Below are 17,430 nucleotides of genomic sequence, written 5' to 3' on the forward strand. Positions count from 1 at the left end.
GCTTCGACACATCTCCCCGAGGTCTCTGAGGTCATGCTCCATGTCCAACCCCGCTTCGCCCACGGTCTCCGACTCCCGCACCGCCGGTCGCGCCACCTCCGGTCGAACGGCGGTGCAGAAGGCCGCGGCCCTCGTCGGCATCGTCTTCCTGGCCGTCGGCGTGCTCGGCTTCATCCCCGGCATCACCACGCACTACGGCTCGATGAGCATCGCCGGCCACATGTCCGAGGCCAGGCTGCTGGGCCTGTTCCAGGTCTCGGTGCTGCACAACGTCGTCCACCTGCTGTTCGGCATCGCAGGCCTGGCCCTGGCCCGCACGATCGGCGCCGCCAAGTCCTACCTGGTGATCGGCGGGATCATCTACGCCGTCCTCTTCGTCTACGGCGTGGCCGTGCCGATGACGTCCGGGGCCAACTTCGTCCCGATGAACACCGCCGACAACGTCCTGCATGCGGCGCTGGCCGTCGGCATGATCGTGCTCGGCGCGCTGCTGACCCGCCGTCCCGACCTGGAGCAGCACACCAGCGTCGCCTGATCGAGCAGTCAGACGCCCCAGAAGACCCGGTCGACGACGCCGCGGGCCCGGCGGGTGACGCGGAAGTAGTCCGCCAGCAGGTGCGAGGACTCGGCGCGGCCGTAGCCCAACAGCTCGGCCAGCGCGGCGAGCTCACGGGTGTCGGTGGGCAGGGAGTCCGAGCCGCGGCCCCGGACCAGCATGATCTGGTTGCGGATCCGGCCGGCCAGCATCCAGGCGGCCTCGAGGTGGCCGGCGTCGGTGCCGTCGAGCAGGCCGGCGTCGCGGGCCGCCCGCAACGCGACGATGGTCCGGGACGACCGCAGCTCCGGCACCTCGTGGGCGTGCTGCAGCTGCAGCAGCTGAACCGTCCACTCGACGTCGGCGAGCCCGCCCGGGCCGAGCTTGGTGTGGGTGGCCGGATTGGCTCCACGCGGCAGCCGTTCGGCCTCCACCCGGGCCTTCAGCTTGCGGATCTCGCCCAGCTGGCTGGGCGTCAGGCCCGCCGCCGGCCAGCGGCGGCCGTCGATCTCGGCCATTAGCTCGGCGCCGAGCTCGGCGTCACCGGCCAGCGAGTCCGCCCGGACCAGGGCCTGCAGCTCCCAGGTGGAGGACCAGCGGGCGTAGTAGTTGCGGTACGCGGTCAACGAGCGGATCAGGGCGCCGCCCTTGCCCTCGGGGCGAAGGTCAGCGTCGACGACCAGGGCCGGGTCGACCCCGGGCCGGGCCAGCAGCCGGCGCACCTCGCTGATCACCGCGGCGGACGCGCGGGTGGGGTCGGGCTCACGGCCCCCATCGCCCATGACGAACCGCGCGCCGGAGGCGTCGCCCATGACGAACATCGCGTCGGCGTCGGAGGCGTAGGAGAGCTCGTGACCGCCCCAGCGGCCCATCGCCACCACGGCGATCGGCGGTACCACGCCGTCCCCGCCGGCCGCGGTGCGGACCACGCGGAGGGCGGCGTCGATCGTGGCTGAGGCGAGGTCGGTCAGGGCGGACCCGACCTCGAGCACGTCGAGCTCACCGAGCAGGTCGGCGGCGGCCACCCGGAACAGCTCCCGGCGCCGGATCGCCCGGATCGCCTCCACCCCCGCGGCGACCCCGTTCTGCCGGCGAGCGGCCGCCTGCATCTCCGTACTCAGCTCCACGAGGCTGTGCGGTCGGAGCTCCTGCTCCCTCGCGAGCATCTGGACGGTCTGCGGGGCCCGGGTGAGCAGTGAGACGGCGTAGCGGCTGGAAGCCAGGATCCGCGCCAACCGCTCGGCCATCGCTCCCTCGTCGCGGAGCGCCCGCAGGTACCAGGGGGTGGTGCCGAGAGCCTCGGAGACCTGGCGGAAGGCGAGCAGGCCCGAGTCGGGGTTGGGCGCGTCCGCGAACCAGCCCAGCATCGCCGGCAGCAGCTGACGCTGGATCTCAGCCTGCCGCGTGACGCCCTGGCCCAGCGCGGCGATGTGCCGGAGCGCGGCCTGGGGGTCGGCGTAGCCCAGCGCCTTGAGCCGGTCCAGTGCGGCGTCGGTGGTCAGCCGCAGCTCGGGGCTGGGGATCCGGGCCACGACGTCGAGCAGGGGGGAGTAGAAGAGCCGTTCGTGCAGCCGACGGACGCGGGCCGCGCAGTGCCGCCAGGTCGAGACCAGCTCCGCCGCCGGGTTCGCGTAGCCCAGCGAGCGGCCGAGGCGACGCAGGTCGGCCTCGCCGTCGGGCAGCACGTGCGTCCGCCGCAGCTGGTGGAGCTGGATCCGGTGCTCGACGGTGCGCAGGAACCGGTAGGCCAGGCCGAAGCCTTTGCCGTCCTCACGACCGACGTAGCCGTTGTCGACCAGCGCCTTGAGCGCGAGCAACGTGGGCCGGACCCGAAGCCGTTCGTCGACCCGGCCGTGCACCAGCTGCAGCAGCTGGACGGAGAACTCGACGTCGCGGAGCCCGCCCTCGCCCAGCTTCAGCTCCCGGCCCTGCTCACGCGCGGGGATGTGGGCCACCACCCGCAACCGCATCGCCTGGGTGTCGGCGACGAAGTTCTCGCGCTCGGCCGCTCGCCACACCATCGGGGAGACCATGTCGACGAACGCCTGGCCGAGCGCGAGGTCACCGGCGCACGGCCGCGCCTTGAGCATCGCCTGGAACTCCCAGGTCTTGGCCCAGCGCTCGTAGTAGGCCTGGTGGCTGGCGAGCCGGCGGACCAGCTGGCCCGCACGCCCCTCGGGCCGCAGCGCCGCGTCGACCTCCCAGATCGTGCCCGCGGCGGTGTGCGCGGAGCAGATGCGGCTCAGCTCGGCCGCCATCCGGGTGGCCGCGTTGACGGCGGCCTCGACGGCGATCAGCGGCTCGCCGCCGGCGTCGAGAACCGGCTCGGCCACGAAGAGGACGTCCACGTCGCTGACGTAGTTGAGCTCCTGCGCCCCGCACTTGCCCAGGCCGACGACCGCGAGGCGGGTCTGCCGCGCGGCCTCGCCTCCTTTGGCGCGGGCGATCGCCAGGGCCGCCTCCAGGGTGGCGTCGGCGAGGTCGGAGAGCTCGTCGGCGACCTCGTCCACCACCTCGATCGGCTCGGGCGAGCAGAGGTCGCGGGCGGCGATCCGCAGCAGCTCGCCGCGGTAGGCGATCCGCAGCGCGTCGCCGGTCAGCTCGGTGGCCACCGGCATCGCCGCGTCGGGATCGGCCCCGGTGACCCGGACCAGCTGGGCGCGCAGCGCGGCGGCCGGCACCTTGTCCAGCTCACGGTCGAGCAGGTCGAGGTGCTCGGGGTGGGCGTTGAGGTGCTGGGCCAGGGAGGCGCTGGCACCGAGGACCGTCACCAGGTGCCGGGCCAGCAGCGGCGAGGCGGCCAGCCGGGCGGGCAGCTCGGGCACCTGGTCGTACAGCCGGTCCAGGCCCACCAGGGCGAGATCGGGGTCGGCGGCCCGGGCCAGCAGCTCGAGCACCGGCTCCTGCGCGCTGTCCCAGCCCTGCACCACGGCGAGCGCTCCCCCGGCATCGGCGAAGCCGCGCCGGGCCAGGGTGCCCTGGGTGGTCTCCAGCCGTGTCACACCGAGATGTTACCGGCGCGTTAAGCCCCGTCCCCCACTGTCGAGGCGGCGCCGCTCCAGCGGTTCGGGGCGGTCCGAGCGCGCCCGGCGTGGCAGCACCGGCACCAGCTGCGTCGGCGCCGTCATCGCCGACGCCCGACGGGCCCACGGAACCCGGTCGGGGCTGAGGTCGACGCTCATCCCGGCGGCCGCGGCCAGCACCGAGCCGAGGCCCTCCGCCCGCGCGGCGGCCAGCCACGGCGCCACCGACTGGCCCGGCAGGTGGTGGGTGAGCAGGGTGTGGTCGACCTGGGCGGCCAGGGCCAGCCGTGCTGCCTGCGCCGCGCTGGAGAGGAAGCGGGCCTGGTGCCGGGGCACGACGTCGGTGTAGGTGGCCTCGACCACCAGGACGTCGGCGCCCCTGGCCAGCGGCACCCGCTCGGCGGCGTCGCCGCTGTCCCCGGTGTACGCGACGACGTGGCCGGCGGCGCTGATCCGGAACCCGGCGTTGGCGACGTGGTGCGGCAGCAGGGCCGCCTCGACGTGGAACGGCCCGACCTCGCAGGCGTCGCCGTCGCGCAGCTCGGTCAGCGCGACCGACCGGCTCAGCGACCGGCTGCGGCCGGCGCGTAGCAGGTCGGCCAGCGCGCCGTGCGGCGCGTACACCGGCAGCGGTCCGCAGCCGCCCGCCGTCGCCCGGGCCATCAGCAGGGCGGGGAGGTCGGCGCAGTGGTCGAGGTGACCGTGGCTGATCAGGACGGCGTCGACCGCGTCGGCGGCGTGCAGCCCGAGCAGCTGCGGCAGCACGGCGTACCCGGGATCGATGAGGACGGTCGCGCCCTCGTGCTCGAGGAGGTAGCCGCTGCAGGCCTGCTGGGGCGTGGGCCAGGCGCCACCGCCGCCCAGGATCGTGAGTCTCACCGCGAGGTCTCCTCAGCTGCGACCCCGAGCCGTGCGCCGATCGTAGCGAGGTGGTGCCGGCGCCGCCAGACCTCGACCGCGGGGTAACGTTCCTGATCTGATGGCGGGTCCCGGGGCGAGCAGGCGACAAGCGCCGGACGCGGCCCTGGTCGAGCAGTCCCACGCGATCCCCGACGCCGCCGAGGGCCTGGCGCTGATGGTCTGGCGGTCCTTGCTGCAGAGCCTCGCCACCTCCGCGATCGAGCGACCGCTGGCGCTGGAGTCGCTCCTGGCCAGGCTGCCTCGGCTGGTCGGACCCGGTCGCGTCCCGACCGAGGGACGGGACCGTGCCGAGCTGCTGGCCGCGCTGGAGCTCGCGCTGGCGACGCCCGGTCCTGCCGTCGTCGCGACCCGGGTCGGGGCGGCCACCCGGGAGGACGCGGTGCTGCTGCACCTGGTCGCCCTGGTGCTCGACGTGGACGCCCAGAACCGTTCCCGCCCACCAGGCACGGAACCGGTGGCCCTGGTCCGCGGCGCCGTTCGCCACGTCAGCCGGGCGCTCGCCGGCGTGCTGGCGGACCGGCACCCGGGCCGCTCGGTCGAGGTCCGCATCCCCCCGTACGCGGCCGTCCAGTGCGCGATCGGCGACCCGGGCCCGCGGCACACCCGCGGCACCCCGCCCAACGTCGTCGAGACCGACGCCATCACCTTCCTCGGTCTGGCCGGCGGGGCTCTGAGCTGGTCCGCGGCGGTGGCCTCGGGCGCGGTGCACGCCTCCGGGCTCCGGGCCGACCTGAGCTCGGTCCTGCCCCTGACCGTCGTTCGGGACTAAAGTCCTGAATCTGCCCGTAGATGCGGCGGGTTCTTTACCTCCCCCGCCGCCGTTCCTAGCATTTGAGGGTGACCAGCTCCCGTGGGCCAGAAGGTGCCCCGCGCCAACAGGCACGGCCTTCGGAGGTCGTGGGGATTCCGCACGGTGTCGTTCCCATCGACTCGATGGAGCAGCGGCTCCGGCTGCTCGTCACGTCGTTGCGGGACGTCTCGCGCGAGCTGACCGTGGCTGGCCGGCTGCGTTCGATGGTCGAGCTGGCCGCAGCCATCGGCAACGCCGCCTACGCAGCCTTCGCCGTCCGGCTGCCCGACGGCACGGTCGACCGCTTTGTCTTCAGCTCCTACGTTCCCGGCGAGCTCCGAGCGATGCAGGGCATCCTCGCCGCGCACGGTGTCGGTGACGCCGAGCAGCTGCCACTGGCGCTGGGTCGGACCAGCCGGTCCCGCCTCTCGGCCGGCCGCCGGGGGAACGAGGAGATCGGCGGCGACCTGATCGACCTGCCCGTCCAGACCCACCTCGGGCTGAGCGGCAACCTGTACGCGATGCGCCCGATGGGCGGCGCCGTGTTCTCCGAACAGGACCAGCAGCTGCTCGCGGACTTCGTGGACAGTTCGGCAGCGGGCATCAACAACGCCACCCAGCTGGAGGAGGCGTGGCGCCGCCAGCACTGGCTGATCGCCTCCAGCGAGATCAGCCGCAAGCTGCTGGGTGGCGTCGAGGACGAGGACGAGATCCTGCGGAGCGTGGCGGAGAGCGTCCAGCTGCTCGCCGACGCGCGCACGGTGACCGTCTGCATCCCCAGCGAGGACGACCCGGACCTGATGGACGTCCGTGTGGCGGCCGGCCTCGGCGCAGCAGAGCTCGAGAACCGGCGGTACGAGGCGGCCGGTAGCCTCACCGAGCGAGCCATCCTCGCCGGCACCGTGCAGATGATCGTGGCCGGCGAGCTGCCGTGCATCCATTCCGAGGTGACCGGCGAGGTCGACCTCGGTCACGTCATCTCGCTACCCCTGACGGGCCGGTTGAGCACCCAGGGCGCCATCATGGTCAGCCGCGCGGCCGACCAACCGAGTTTCGCCGCCAGCGACATCGTGATGGCCGGCGACTTCGCCACCCAGGCGGCGCTGGCCCTCGAGCTGGCTGAGGCCCGCTCCGCTCAGCACACGCTGGAGGCGCGCGAGGACCGGGAGCGGATCGCGGAGAGCGTCCAGGACCAGGTGGTCCAGCGGCTCTTCTCGATCGGGTTGAGCCTGCAGAGCACCGCGCGGGGCGAGGTCAGCGGCCCCGGCCGTGAGCGGGTGAGCCAGGCCATCGCCGACATCGACGAGACGATCCGACAGGTGCGTTCCTCGATCGACCCGCACACCGCGGGACGCCCCTCGGTCGGCTACGAGCTGCACGCGGTGGCCCTGGCGGCCGCGGCTGAGGTGGAGGCGTTGCTGGGCTTCCGCCCGGCAGTCGTGCTCACCGGTTCGTTCGACCAGCTGCCGCCGATCGGAGCCGATGTCGCCGACATCCTCCGGACTGCTCTTGCCGACCTGGCCGAGCACAGCCGCCCCACCTCGGTCCAGATCGAGCTCGTCGGGGAGGGCGAGGGTTTCAGCCTGGTGCTGACCGACGACGGAGCCGGCTTCGGCCAGCGCAGCTGGGGACTGAGCCAGCTGTGGCAGCAGGCCGAGCAGCTGGGCCGCACCCTGAACGTCGAGCAGGCCGGCAGAGGGCTGCGGCTGCGCTGGACCTTCGCCGCCCACTGAGCTGACGATGCGCCCCGTCACTCAGGGCTGAGCGTCAGGCCGGAGCGATGCTCGCCCGACGCTGTCGGTACGCGGCCGCCTTGGCCCGGTCGCCGCAGCCCTTCATGCCGCACCAGCGACGGCGCTGCCCTCGCGAGCGGTCCACGAACGGCCGCGTGCAGGTCGTGTCGGCACACCAGTGCAGCGCCCGCCGGTCCGGGCTGCCGGCCAGGTCGAGGGCGTCGGTGGCCAGCTCGGCGAGGACGGCGTCGAGGTCGCCCCGACGACGCAGCGTCCCGTCCGGCTCGAGGTCGAGCACCGGGCGCGGCCGGGCGGCGGCCGCGTTCACGGCCTGGAGGTCGGCCGGATCGGGAGCGGCCCCGTCGATCAGCGCGCTGACCAGGCCGAACATCGACTCCCGCAGCTGACGCGCGTCCCTCAGCCGGGCCCCGTCGACCGTCACCTGGTCGTCGACCAGGCCGGAGGCCCTCACCCAGGCCACGAGGTCTGCGGGAGTCCGCAGCTGCTCCTGCTGTGCGGTGCGCCGTTCGGAGACCGTCGCGACGAAGTCGAGCGCCCGACGATCGGCGATGAACTCGAACATGTCACCACCTTGACAGGTGACGGACGTGTCAGCAAGGGTAGCGTCACCGGTTCAGCCGGTGACGACAATCGAGAGGCACCTCATGACGAAGCAGCCCGGAGCGCCGCGCGGCCGCATGCTCCTCTACCTCGCCGCGGCCGTCCTGGTCCGGCTCGCCGACGAGGGCGCACGGGTGGCGCTGCTGCTGCTCGCGCTGGAGCGGACGGGCAGCGCAGGCCGCGGCGGCGTGCTGGTCGCCGCCCTGCTGGTCCCGCACGTCGTCGCGGCACCGGTCGTCGGGCTGCTCACCGACCGGGCCCGGCGGCCCGGACGCGTGCTCGCGGTGGCTGCGGTCGGCTTCGCGGCCTGCCTCGCCACGGCGGCTCTCGGGCTGGGCCGGCTCCCGTTCGGGCTGGTGCTGGCGGTGCTGCTGGTCGGCGGCTGCTGTGGACCAGCCCTGACCGGCGGCGTGACCAGCCAGCTGCAGACGCTGGTCGCCCCGGCCGCACTGCCCCGCGCCTACGGGTTCGACTCGCTCACCTACAACACCGCCGGCGTCGCCGGGCCGGCACTCGCGGCCGTGCTCGCCACCGCCCTCTCCGCGGCCGGGGCCACCTGGGTCCTCGCGGCCGCAGCCGCCGTGAGCGCGTTGCTGCTGGCCGGCTTGCCGCTCGGGTCGCGGCGGACGAACACCGCCCGGCCCGCCGTTACCGCCGGGGTCACGGTGATGCTGCGAGAGCCGGTACTGGCGAAGGTGACCCTGGCGACCAGCCTTGCTCAGCTCGGGGGCGGTGCCCTGCCCGTCGTGATTGCCGTGTTGACGGCCCGCCAGCACCACCCGTCCGCGACCGGCTGGCTGCTGACGGCGGTGGCCGCCGGCGGCCTGGTCGGCTCGCTGCTCTGGACGTGGCGTCCGGTCCGCGCGGAGCGGGCCGGTCTGGTGGTGATGGTCAGCCTGCTCGGGGTCGGGCTGCCGCTGGTGGCGGCTGCCGGTCTGCGGTCGCTGCCCGGACTGGCGGTCCTGCTCGCCGTGTCCGGCGCCTTCCTCGGGCCGCTGACCGGAGCACTCTTCACCGTCAGGCAGCAGCACGCGCCCGAAGAGCTGCGAGCGTCGGTCTTCACCCTCGGCGCCGGGGTCAAGATGAGCTGCGCCGCCGCCGGGGCCGCGCTGGCCGGAGTGTTCGCAGGCCTGCCGACAACCACCCTGCTGCTCGGCGTCGGTGCCGCGCCGCTGGTCGCCGGCGGGTTCGGACTGCTGGGGCTCCGAGCGCTCGGGCCGCGTCAGCCGCCGGTCAGAGCACGGGCAGCAGGCGCTGCAGCTCCATCGGCGTGACCTGGCGCCGGTACTCCTCGAACTCGGCCCGCTTGTTGCGCAGGAAAAAATCGAAGACGTGCTCGCCCAGGGTCTCGGCCACCAGCTCCGAACGCTCCATGGCCCGGATCGCCTCGTCGAGGTTGCGCGGCAGCGGTGAGATGCCCAGCGCCTGCCGCTCCCGCTCGGTCAACGACCAGACGTCGTCCTCGGCTCCCTCGGGCAGCTCGTACTCGCCCTCGATCCCGGCCAGGCCGGCGGTGAGCATCAGCGCGAACGCCAAGTACGGGTTGGCGGCGGAGTCGATCGAGCGCAGCTCGATCCGGGCCGAGGCGCCCTTGTTGGGCTTGTACATCGGCACCCGGACCAGGGCCGAACGGTTGTTGCGGCCCCAGCAGATGTAGCTCGGCGCCTCGCCGCCGCCAGCCAGCCGCTTGTAGGAGTTGACCCACTGGTTGGTCACCGCGGTGATCTCGCCGGCGTGCCGCAGCAACCCGGCGATGAAGTGGCGGGCGACCTTGGACAGGTGGTGCTCGGCACTCGCGTCGTAGAAGGCGTTGTTGTCGCCCTCGAACAGCGACATGTGCGTGTGCATCCCCGAGCCCGGGTGCTCGGTGAAGGGCTTGGGCATGAACGAGGCGTGGATGCCCTGCGACAGGGCCACCTCCTTCACCACCACCCGGAACGTCATCAGGTTGTCGGCGGTGGACAGCGCGTCGGCGTAGCGCAGGTCGATCTCCTGCTGGCCGGGACCGCCCTCGTGGTGGGAGAACTCGACCGAGATGCCCATCTGCTCGAGCATGGTGATCGCCTTGCGTCGGAAGTCGCTGCCCAGGCTCTGCGGGGTGTGGTCGAAGTAACCCGACTGGTCGACGGGCACCGGCGGAACGCTGGGGTCCAGCGGGTCCTTGAAGAGGAAGAACTCGACCTCGGGGTGGGTGTAGAAGGTGAAGCCGAGGTCGGCGGCCTTCTTCAGCGCGCGCTTGAGCACGTAGCGCGGGTCGGCGTAGGAGGGTGAGCCGTCGGGCATCGAGATGTCGCAGAACATCCGGCCCGTCGCCGGGCTCGAGTCCCGCCACGGCAGGATCTGGAACGTCGAGGGGTCGGGGTGGGCGACCATGTCGGACTCGTAGACCCGCGCGAAGCCCTCGATGGCCGAGCCGTCGAAGCCCATGCCCTCGGCGAATGCGCCCTCGAGCTCGGCGGGCGCGATGGCCACCGACTTCAGGAAGCCCAGCACGTCGGTGAACCAGAGGCGGACGAACCGGACGTCGCGTTCCTCGATGGCCCGGAGCACGAACTCGGTTTGCTTGTCCACGGCCTCAGTCTGCCGTCCGGTACGTAACGTCGGCGTTACGACGACGCACGTGTCGGGGGGCCGGTCAGAAGCGCCGGTTGGCCAGCACCGGTATCGCTCGCCTGGCCGCCTCGACCAGGCTCAGGTCGAGGTCGTGGAGAAGCAGCCCGGGCTCGGGACCGAGCGCCGCGAGAGTCTCACCCGTCGGACCGACGACTGCGCTGTACCCGATGCCGGTCGGAGCCGTCCCCGCCGGGCTGAGACCGAGGGCGGCCGGATCGGCCTGACCGCAGGCGAGCACGAAGGTGGTGGTGTCCAGGGCCCGGGCGCGGGTCAGCAGCTGCCACTGCTCGACCTTGCCCGGACCGGCATCCCACGAGGCAGCGACACCGATGACGTCGGCGCCGTCCTCGGCCAACGCGGTGTAGAGGCCCGGGAACCGGACGTCGTAGCAGGTGGTGAGGCCGACGCTCACGCCGGCGACGTCCAGGACCAGCGGCTTGTCCCCCGGCGCCACCGTGTCGGACTCGGCGAACCCGTACGCGTCGTAGAGGTGGATCTTGTCGTAGGCCGCGTCGACGTCCGGTCCGGTGACGAGCAGGGTGTTGAGCACCCGGCCGTCCTCGGCGGGGGTGAACATGCCGACGGCCACGGTGGTGCCGTTGTCGGCGGCGAGACGTCGGACGGCCGTCGCCCACAGCCCGTCCAGCGGCTCGGCCACCTCGGCCAGGTTGCGCCCGAAGCAGCGCATCGTCGCCTCCGGAAAAACCACCAGCGCAGCCCCCTGCTCGGCCGCCTGCTGCGTGTAGTCCGCCACGAGCTCGAGATTGGCCGCCGGGTCCGGACCGCTGAGGATCTGCGCGAGAGCGATGCGCACGTCAGCCGACCAGGTCGTCGACGGCAATGCTGTCCTCGGCGAACGGCAAAGCCACCTGCTCGCCGGAGCGGTACTCCACGCGCTGCCGGTCACCACTCGCGTGCGGGTCGGTGTGGACGTAGACGACCTCCGGCGAGACCACCCAGTACACCGGCCAAGCCGCGGCGCCGTCGACGCGGGCCTTGATCGTGAGGTCGGCCATCAGCGTCTCGTCCGACATTCCGACGACCAGCAGGACGTCCGGCGCCCAGGTGGACAGCCGGCGGCCGAGCGTCCCCGTCGGGTTTGCGCCGTCCCGGCGCACCCAGCAGTCCGGGTCGGGCAGCGACGTCCCGCTGGGCAGCATCGAGGTCGTCGGTCGCAGGCCCCGGCTGCCCAACGCGAGGATCACCCTCCCCACGGCCTCACCAGGCCAGTCCCCCATCGCCACCGGCCAGACCTCGCCCTCGACCAGCTCGGCCCGGGAGTCGAACACGCTGGCCTCCCACGCGCCCACGAACTCGCCGGCGTTCCAGCGGTAGTTCGCCACGGTTGCCGTCATGCCCTCAGCGTAGGGCGGGGAACCGGCGGTCGACGGGTTGTCCACAGGGTCATCCTCGCGCACCCGCTGGCCCCAGGACAGGGCGGCCGTGATGCCGACGGACGGCGTGGACGTCGTCCCGGTCGGCCCCTGCGCTCGGCTCCGAGAGGCGAGCTGTGGCGAGCGGTGCGATCGATTCCTTCGAGCTGGTACGCAGCGGAAGCACACCGCGCTCACCGAGCACACAAGACCCCTCGCCCATGTCAACACGAGCGTCCCCGACGGTCTTACGGTCTGCCGTGACCGTCGTCCGGGTCAGCCGTCCGGGTCAGTCGTCCGGGTCAGCCGGCCGGAGCTGCCGCCTGACGAGCCAGCGCTGCGGACCGTAGCCCACCCTCGGCCAACCCGACGCCGACGGCGAGGGCGGTGACGACGGCGAGGGCCACCAGGGCAGGGCCGAGGGCCATCACCGGGACCAGGACCAGGGCGAGCACGGCGCCTCCGAGGCGCAGCGCCGACCACTCCCTCGCCACCCGCCCCCAGATCACGCTGGTCGCGACCAGGTAGAGGGCGAGCCCGCCACCCAGGGCTGTCGCGGCGAACCCGCCGAGCCGGTGGTCCGAGCCGACCTCGTGCATGGCCAGCTCGACCCCGAGGGCGACGATCAGGACGCCAGCCACCAGGGGCAGGTGAAGGTAGGTGTACACGTCGGTCGCGGCGTTGACCCGGTCGACACCGGTGCGGGCGTTGAGGGCGTGCTCGGCTCTCGGCGCCAGGTGGTGGAAGTAGTTCCACCACAGGCCCACGGCCAGACCGACCGCCAGCAGCGACCCGAGGAGGATCGGGATGTCGATCGGCAGCTCGGCGACCCCCACCCCGATGGCCACGATCGACTCCCCGAGGGCGAGGATCACGATCAGGCCGTGCCGCTCGGAGAAGTGGGCCATCGAGTTCACTCGCCAGTCGCCTCCGTGCGAGGTCACGAAGACCAGCACCCCCTCCACCAGGACCGCGGCGAACCAGAGCCAGGTCTGCGCGTGACCGCCGATCACCGCCCCGACCACGAGCAGGACCGCGACCGGGACGCTGGCCAGGCCCATGGTGCGCACGACCTGCCGCCGGAGCCCGGCGTCTGCGCCGGCCGCGACGACGTAGACGGTCGCGTGGGTGAGGACGACCAGCTCGAAGGCCACCACGAAGACGGCCGGGGCGTGGAGACCGCCCTCGAGGTCCTCGAACGTCTCCGGGATGACCAGCGACACCACGAACATCGCCGCCATGGCCACGACCACCGCGATCCTGGTCAGACCGCGGTCGGCATGGGCCTGGTTGGCCAGCCAGGTGTAGGAGACCCAGGACCACCAGAGCATCCCGAGCACGGCCATCCCCTGCAGCACGGCCTCCGCACTGTGCCCGTGCACCATCAGCTCGGTGATCTGGGTGAAGGCGAAGACGTAGACGAGGTCGAACAGCAGCTCCAGGGTGGTGACGCGGTCCCCCTCCTGCGCCGTCTCGGTGGTCAGCAGGCGAGAGGTGCGGAAGCCGGCGAGCGGACGGCGGGAGCTCACCTGAGCGACCCTAGCGAGGCTCGACGCCGCTGGCGAGACTCTCGGCGCCGCCGCCCGGCATCCGCTGACCAAGGCTCCCTCGATGCCGACAACGCACGTTCAGAGCCCGATCACGCCCACGGGGGAGCACTGGTCAGCGGCCCTCGCCGGTTCCAGCGCCTGGTGCGGCAGACTGCAACGCGTGAACTTCGACTCGGTGTACGACCAGGGCTTCGTCCGGGTCGCGGCGTGCACGACGCCGGTCAGCATCGCCGATCCCCGGGCGAACGCCGCCGCCGTGATCGCCCAGGCACGGCTCTGCGCCGAGGAAGGCGTCGGTGTCGCCCTGTTCCCCGAGCTGTGCCTGAGCGGCTACTCGATCGAGGACCTGTTCCTGCAGGAGGTGGTGCTCGACGAGGTCGAGGCAGCCGTCGCCGAGCTGGTCGCCGCGTCGTCCAGCCTGCCGACGCTGCTGGTCGTCGGCGCTCCGCTCCGTCAGGGGAGCCGGCTGCTCAACACCGCGGTCGTCATCCACCACGGGTCCGTGCTCGGGGTCGTACCGAAGTCCTACCTGCCGACGTACCGGGAGTTCTACGAGCGCCGGCACTTCGCGCCCGGCGACGACCGGGCCGGCCAGACCATCGTGCTGGACGGGGTCGAGGTGCCGTTCGGACCGGACCTGCTGTTCCGCGCCACCGACGTGTCGGGGCTGGTCGTGCACGTGGAGATCTGCGAGGACATGTGGGTTCCGGTGCCGCCGAGCGCGCCCGCGGCCCTGGCCGGGGCGACGGTGCTGCTCAACCTGTCCGGCAGCCCCATCACCGTCGGCCGGGCCGAGGACCGGCGGCTGCTGGTCCGGTCGGCGTCCGCCCGGTGCCTGGCCGCGTACGTCTACGCGGCGGCCGGCGCCGGGGAGTCCAGCACCGACCTGTCCTGGGACGGGCAGACGATGGTCTACGAGCTGGGCGAGCTGCTGGCCGAGACCGAGCGCTTCACCCCCACCGACCAGCGCGCGGTCGCCGACGTGGACCTGATGCGGCTGCGGCAGGAGCGGATTCGCCAAGGCACGTTCGACGACAACCGGCGGACGCTGGACCCTCGGGGCGGCCAGCCGTTCCGTACCGTCGACTTCGCCCTCGACCCGCCGCGGACCGACCTCGGGCTGCGGCGTCGCGTCGACCGGTACCCCTTCGTGCCCGACAACCCGGCGCGGCTGGCGCAGGACTGCTACGAGGCGTACAACATCCAGGTCTCGGCGCTGCAGCAGCGGCTGGACGCCATCGGCGGTCCCAGGCTGGTGATCGGGGTGTCCGGCGGCCTGGACTCCACCCACGCCCTGATCGTCGCGGCAAAGGCGATGGACCTGCTGGGCCGACCCCGCAGCGACATCCTCGCCTTCACGATGCCCGGCTTCGCCACCAGCGCCGGCACGAAGGACAGCGCCACCCGGCTCTCGCACGCCCTGGGCGTCACCTTCGCCGAGCTCGACATCCGCCCGGCCGCCCGTCAGCTGCTGGCCGACATGGACCACCCGTTCGCCGGGGGCGAGCCCGTCTACGACGTCACGTTCGAGAACGTCCAGGCCGGGCTGCGCACCGACTACCTCTTCCGGCTGGCCAACCAGCGCGGCGGGATCGTGCTGGGCACCGGTGACCTGAGCGAGCTGGCGCTGGGCTGGTGCACGTACGGGGTGGGCGACCAGATGTCGCACTACGGCGTCAACGCCGGCGTGCCCAAGACCCTGATCCAGCACCTGATCCGCTGGGTGGTCGGCACGGGACAGTTCACCGACGACACCAACCAGGTGCTGCAGGCGATCGTCGAGCAGGAGATCTCCCCCGAGCTGGTCCCGGTCGCCGAGGGCGAGCGGCCGCAGAGCACCGAGGAGAAGGTCGGACCGTACGCGCTGCAGGACTTCACCCTGTTCCACGTGCTGCGCTACGGCTTCCCGCCCAGCCGGATCGCCTTCCTGGCCCGGCACGCCTGGTCCGACGTCGAGGCCGGCGACTGGCCGCCCGGCTTCGACGCCGACCAGCGACGTTCCTACGACCTGCCGACGATCCGGCACTGGCTCGACGTCTTCCTGCGCCGCTACTTCGGCTTCGCCCAGTTCAAGCGCTCGGCCCTGCCGAACGGCCCGAAGGTGGTCGCGGGCGGCTCGCTGTCCCCGCGCAGCGAGTGGCGGGCCCCCTCCGACGGCAACGCCCGCGCCTGGCTGGATGAGCTCGACCGCAACGTCCCCCGCTGATCCTCGACTTGTCAGACACCAGTTGGCCTCGGGGACAACTGGAGTCTGACAAGTCGGCGTGGGGACGCCCCTCAGGCGGTCAGGCCGCCTTGTCCTCGGCGACGACCTCCATCTTCTCCAGGTACGGCGAGCCGAAGGTGGTGGCCATGGCGACGTCGCCGGCGTCGCGGCCGCGGCCGATCAGCACCCGGCCCTTGCGGCGCTCGTTGTTGCGCGGGTCGAAGGTGTACCAGCGGTCGCCGAGGTAGACCTCCATCCAGGCCGCGAAATCCATCGGTGAGGGCTTCACGTCCACCTCGATCTCCGGCAGGTAGCCGAAGACGTAGCGGGCCGGGATGTTGAGCGCCCGGCAGAGCGAGACCGCCAGGTGGGTGAAGTCGCGGCACACCCCGTAGCCGGACGCGTGCACGTCGGCCGCGGTGGAGCGCGGGGTGCTGGAGCCGTACTGGAAGGTCAGGTGGCTGTTGACGTAGTCGCAGATCGCCTGCACGCGCCGGTAGCCGGGCTCGACGCTGCCGAACCGGTTCCACGCCTCCTTGCCCAGCACGTCCGGCAGGGCGTAACGGCTGGGCAGGGTGAAGATGAGCACGTCGTCAGGCAGGTCCTGCGGCGCGATCTCCGGAGCGTCCTCGTCGGCGTCCTCGACCGCGTCCGGGACCACGACCGTCGCGTGGTAGCCGATCACCGAACGACCGGCGCTGATCGTCGTCCGGCGGCAGGGGTTGCCGTAGACGTCGGCGTACACCGTGGTGGCGACGTCCGGCTCGAAGGTCCAACCGGACTCGACCACCTCCACGTCCTGGTCGGCGCGCGGCTCGACCTGGAAGACCGTGGGGATGTCGAACCGGGACTGGTGGACGAACTCGCATCCGATGGAGAGGGTGCGGGTGCTCACCGACTCAGACGCCCGGGTTGTGCTCGGAGTCGGGCTCCACGGCACCTGCGTCCTCCACGGTCACGCCGGACAGCGGGTCGCCGTCGCCGGTGCCGGTGGGCTCGGAGTCCTCGGCGCCGACGGACGCGGCGGCCTCGGTGACGCTGTCGGCGGCCTTGGTCACGACGTCGGCGACCGGGTCGGGCAGCTTCGCCGCGTTCTCCTTGACCAGGCCCGCGACGTTGCCCACGGTCTCCTGCACCTTCGGGCTGCTCGCGAGCTTCTCGGCCTGGGCGCGGAGCTTGTCGGCCTGGACCTTCAGCTCGTCGAAGCGGGTGCGGCCGGCCCGGGTGCCCAGCACGTAGCCGACGCCGCCGGCGAGCCCGGCCACCAGCACTGTCCTGATCTTGACGATCTTCATCGCGTCTCCTCCGAAGGGTGCGGAACTGCTCGGACGCACGACGGCGGCGCCCGGAACCGGCAGTTTACGATGAGCCCGACCGGCCCCGACGAGGGGAGCCACCGCCGAAACCCGGGCGTAACGAGCGGGCCCGCCGAGGAGGCAGACGATGGCCGTACGCCGGCTCAGGGCCCGCGGCCAGGCCTCCCCTGCGGTGGTCTGGGAGCGTTACGAACGGATCGCCCTGTGGCCCACGTGGTCGCCCCAGATCTGGCGGGTGGAGGCCGACGCGCCGCGGATCGGCGCCGGCGTGCACGGCACCGTCGTGGTCCCGGGCGGACTCGGGCTGCCGTTCACCGTGACGGCGGTCGACCCGGCCGCCCGCAGCTGGACGTGGGTGGTCCGGCTCGGACCGGTCGCGCTGACCCTCACCCACGCGGTGCAGGCCGCTGCCGTCGGCTCGGGCACCACGCTGATGATGGAGGGGCCCGGCGCCCTCCTGCTCGGCTACGCCCCGGTCGCCGGGGTGGCCCTACGCCGGCTCGTCGCCCGCTGACCAGGCTCAGGAGACCGCGACCTTCAGTCGTCGTTCCAGCGCGGGTCGTTGTCGAAGGTCTCGTTGCGCTCGGCGACCTTGTCCAGGGCGCGCTCGGCCTCCTCCTGGCTCGCGTAGGGGCCCAGCCGGTCCGCCGACTTCCCGGCCCGACCGTCCTGCACCGCCGACTTGGACTTGAGGTCGTACCACCACTCACCATCCGCCATGGGCTGAGGCTACCGCTGGGGCTCGGTCA

Annotated in this window: 16 protein-coding genes; 6 read left to right on the forward strand and 10 right to left on the reverse strand. The window is 72.6% G+C overall.

Translation table 11 applies throughout. The features are described 5' to 3' along the window. The first annotated feature begins 40 nt into the window (after positions 1-40). Positions 41-535: a DUF4383 domain-containing protein gene (locus ACFE7W_RS02710; RefSeq protein ID WP_375423224.1), complete on the forward strand. Its 495-nt coding sequence runs from the start codon at positions 41-43 to the stop codon at positions 533-535. Positions 536-543: 8 nt separating this feature from the next. On the opposite strand, the gene ACFE7W_RS02715 is transcribed toward ACFE7W_RS02710, so the two are convergent. Together ACFE7W_RS02715 and ACFE7W_RS02720 are read right to left on the reverse strand one after the other, a co-directional pair. Continuing rightward, positions 544-3,537 carry a bifunctional [glutamine synthetase] adenylyltransferase/[glutamine synthetase]-adenylyl-L-tyrosine phosphorylase gene (locus tag ACFE7W_RS02715; RefSeq protein ID WP_375423225.1) on the reverse strand — a complete coding sequence of 998 codons (2,994 nt, stop codon included), beginning with the start codon at positions 3,535-3,537 and terminating at the stop codon, positions 544-546. Between the two features lie 9 nt (positions 3,538-3,546). Further along, the gene (locus ACFE7W_RS02720; RefSeq protein ID WP_375423226.1) at positions 3,547-4,437 is read right to left on the reverse strand and encodes an MBL fold metallo-hydrolase; all 891 of its coding nucleotides are present in this window, start codon (positions 4,435-4,437) and stop codon (positions 3,547-3,549) included. A 100-nt stretch (positions 4,438-4,537) separates the two neighbouring features. On the opposite strand from ACFE7W_RS02720, the gene ACFE7W_RS02725 reads away from it, so the two are divergent. Both ACFE7W_RS02725 and ACFE7W_RS02730 read left to right on the forward strand, forming a co-directional pair. Further along, positions 4,538-5,248, forward strand: coding sequence for a sterol carrier family protein (locus ACFE7W_RS02725; RefSeq protein ID WP_375423227.1), 711 nt, complete (start codon positions 4,538-4,540; stop codon positions 5,246-5,248). 164 nt (positions 5,249-5,412) lie between these two features. Then, a complete protein-coding gene (locus ACFE7W_RS02730) occupies positions 5,413-7,002 on the forward strand; it encodes a sensor histidine kinase (RefSeq protein WP_375423228.1) in 1,590 nt (529 codons plus the stop codon). 34 nt (positions 7,003-7,036) lie between these two features. Here ACFE7W_RS02730 and ACFE7W_RS02735 read toward each other — a convergent pair whose 3' ends face one another. After that, a complete protein-coding gene (locus ACFE7W_RS02735) occupies positions 7,037-7,585 on the reverse strand; it encodes a CGNR zinc finger domain-containing protein (RefSeq protein ID WP_375423229.1) in 549 nt (182 codons plus the stop codon). Positions 7,586-7,667: 82 nt separating this feature from the next. Between ACFE7W_RS02735 and ACFE7W_RS02740 the strand changes: the two genes are divergently transcribed. Next, on the forward strand, positions 7,668-8,897 hold the full coding sequence (locus ACFE7W_RS02740; RefSeq protein WP_375423230.1) for an MFS transporter: 1,230 nt from the start codon (positions 7,668-7,670) through the stop codon (positions 8,895-8,897). Here ACFE7W_RS02740 and ACFE7W_RS02745 read toward each other — a convergent pair. The 4 genes from ACFE7W_RS02745 to ACFE7W_RS02760 all read right to left on the reverse strand — a co-directional run bounded on the left by ACFE7W_RS02745 (position 8,857) and on the right by ACFE7W_RS02760 (position 13,138). Further along, a complete protein-coding gene (locus ACFE7W_RS02745; protein ID WP_375423231.1) occupies positions 8,857-10,194 on the reverse strand; it encodes a glutamine synthetase family protein in 1,338 nt (445 codons plus the stop codon). The genes ACFE7W_RS02740 and ACFE7W_RS02745 overlap by 41 nt on opposite strands. 64 nt (positions 10,195-10,258) lie before the next feature. After that, the gene (locus ACFE7W_RS02750) at positions 10,259-11,050 is read right to left on the reverse strand and encodes a carbon-nitrogen hydrolase family protein (protein WP_375423232.1); all 792 of its coding nucleotides are present in this window, start codon (positions 11,048-11,050) and stop codon (positions 10,259-10,261) included. A 1-nt stretch (position 11,051) separates the two neighbouring features. After that, on the reverse strand, positions 11,052-11,591 hold the full coding sequence (locus ACFE7W_RS02755) for a Uma2 family endonuclease (RefSeq protein ID WP_375423233.1): 540 nt from the start codon (positions 11,589-11,591) through the stop codon (positions 11,052-11,054). Positions 11,592-11,911: 320 nt separating this feature from the next. After that, the gene (locus tag ACFE7W_RS02760) at positions 11,912-13,138 is read right to left on the reverse strand and encodes a low temperature requirement protein A (protein WP_375423234.1); all 1,227 of its coding nucleotides are present in this window, start codon (positions 13,136-13,138) and stop codon (positions 11,912-11,914) included. 172 nt (positions 13,139-13,310) lie between these two features. Between ACFE7W_RS02760 and ACFE7W_RS02765 the strand changes: the two genes are divergently transcribed. Beyond that, entirely contained in the window at positions 13,311-15,365 is a 2,055-nt protein-coding gene (locus ACFE7W_RS02765; RefSeq protein WP_375423532.1) for an NAD(+) synthase, read from the forward strand. 79 nt (positions 15,366-15,444) lie between these two features. Here ACFE7W_RS02765 and ACFE7W_RS02770 read toward each other — a convergent pair whose 3' ends face one another. Together ACFE7W_RS02770 and ACFE7W_RS02775 are read right to left on the reverse strand one after the other, a co-directional pair. After that, positions 15,445-16,260: a transglutaminase family protein gene (locus ACFE7W_RS02770; RefSeq protein WP_375423235.1), complete on the reverse strand. Its 816-nt coding sequence runs from the start codon at positions 16,258-16,260 to the stop codon at positions 15,445-15,447. Between the two features lie 4 nt (positions 16,261-16,264). Further along, complete coding sequence (locus tag ACFE7W_RS02775) at positions 16,265-16,660, reverse strand: hypothetical protein (protein WP_375423236.1); 396 nt, start codon at positions 16,658-16,660, stop codon at positions 16,265-16,267. Positions 16,661-16,808: 148 nt separating this feature from the next. Here ACFE7W_RS02775 and ACFE7W_RS02780 point away from each other — a divergent pair, with 148 nt between their 5' ends. Beyond that, the gene (locus ACFE7W_RS02780) at positions 16,809-17,195 is read left to right on the forward strand and encodes an SRPBCC family protein (protein ID WP_375423237.1); all 387 of its coding nucleotides are present in this window, start codon (positions 16,809-16,811) and stop codon (positions 17,193-17,195) included. Positions 17,196-17,218: 23 nt separating this feature from the next. On the opposite strand, the gene ACFE7W_RS02785 is transcribed toward ACFE7W_RS02780, so the two are convergent. Next, a complete protein-coding gene (locus ACFE7W_RS02785; RefSeq protein WP_375423238.1) occupies positions 17,219-17,401 on the reverse strand; it encodes an SPOR domain-containing protein in 183 nt (60 codons plus the stop codon). Positions 17,402-17,430 lie beyond the last annotated feature (29 nt).

Source organism: uncultured Friedmanniella sp. (assembly GCF_964244285.1).
In the GTDB taxonomy this organism is placed as follows: domain Bacteria; phylum Actinomycetota; class Actinomycetes; order Propionibacteriales; family Propionibacteriaceae; genus Microlunatus.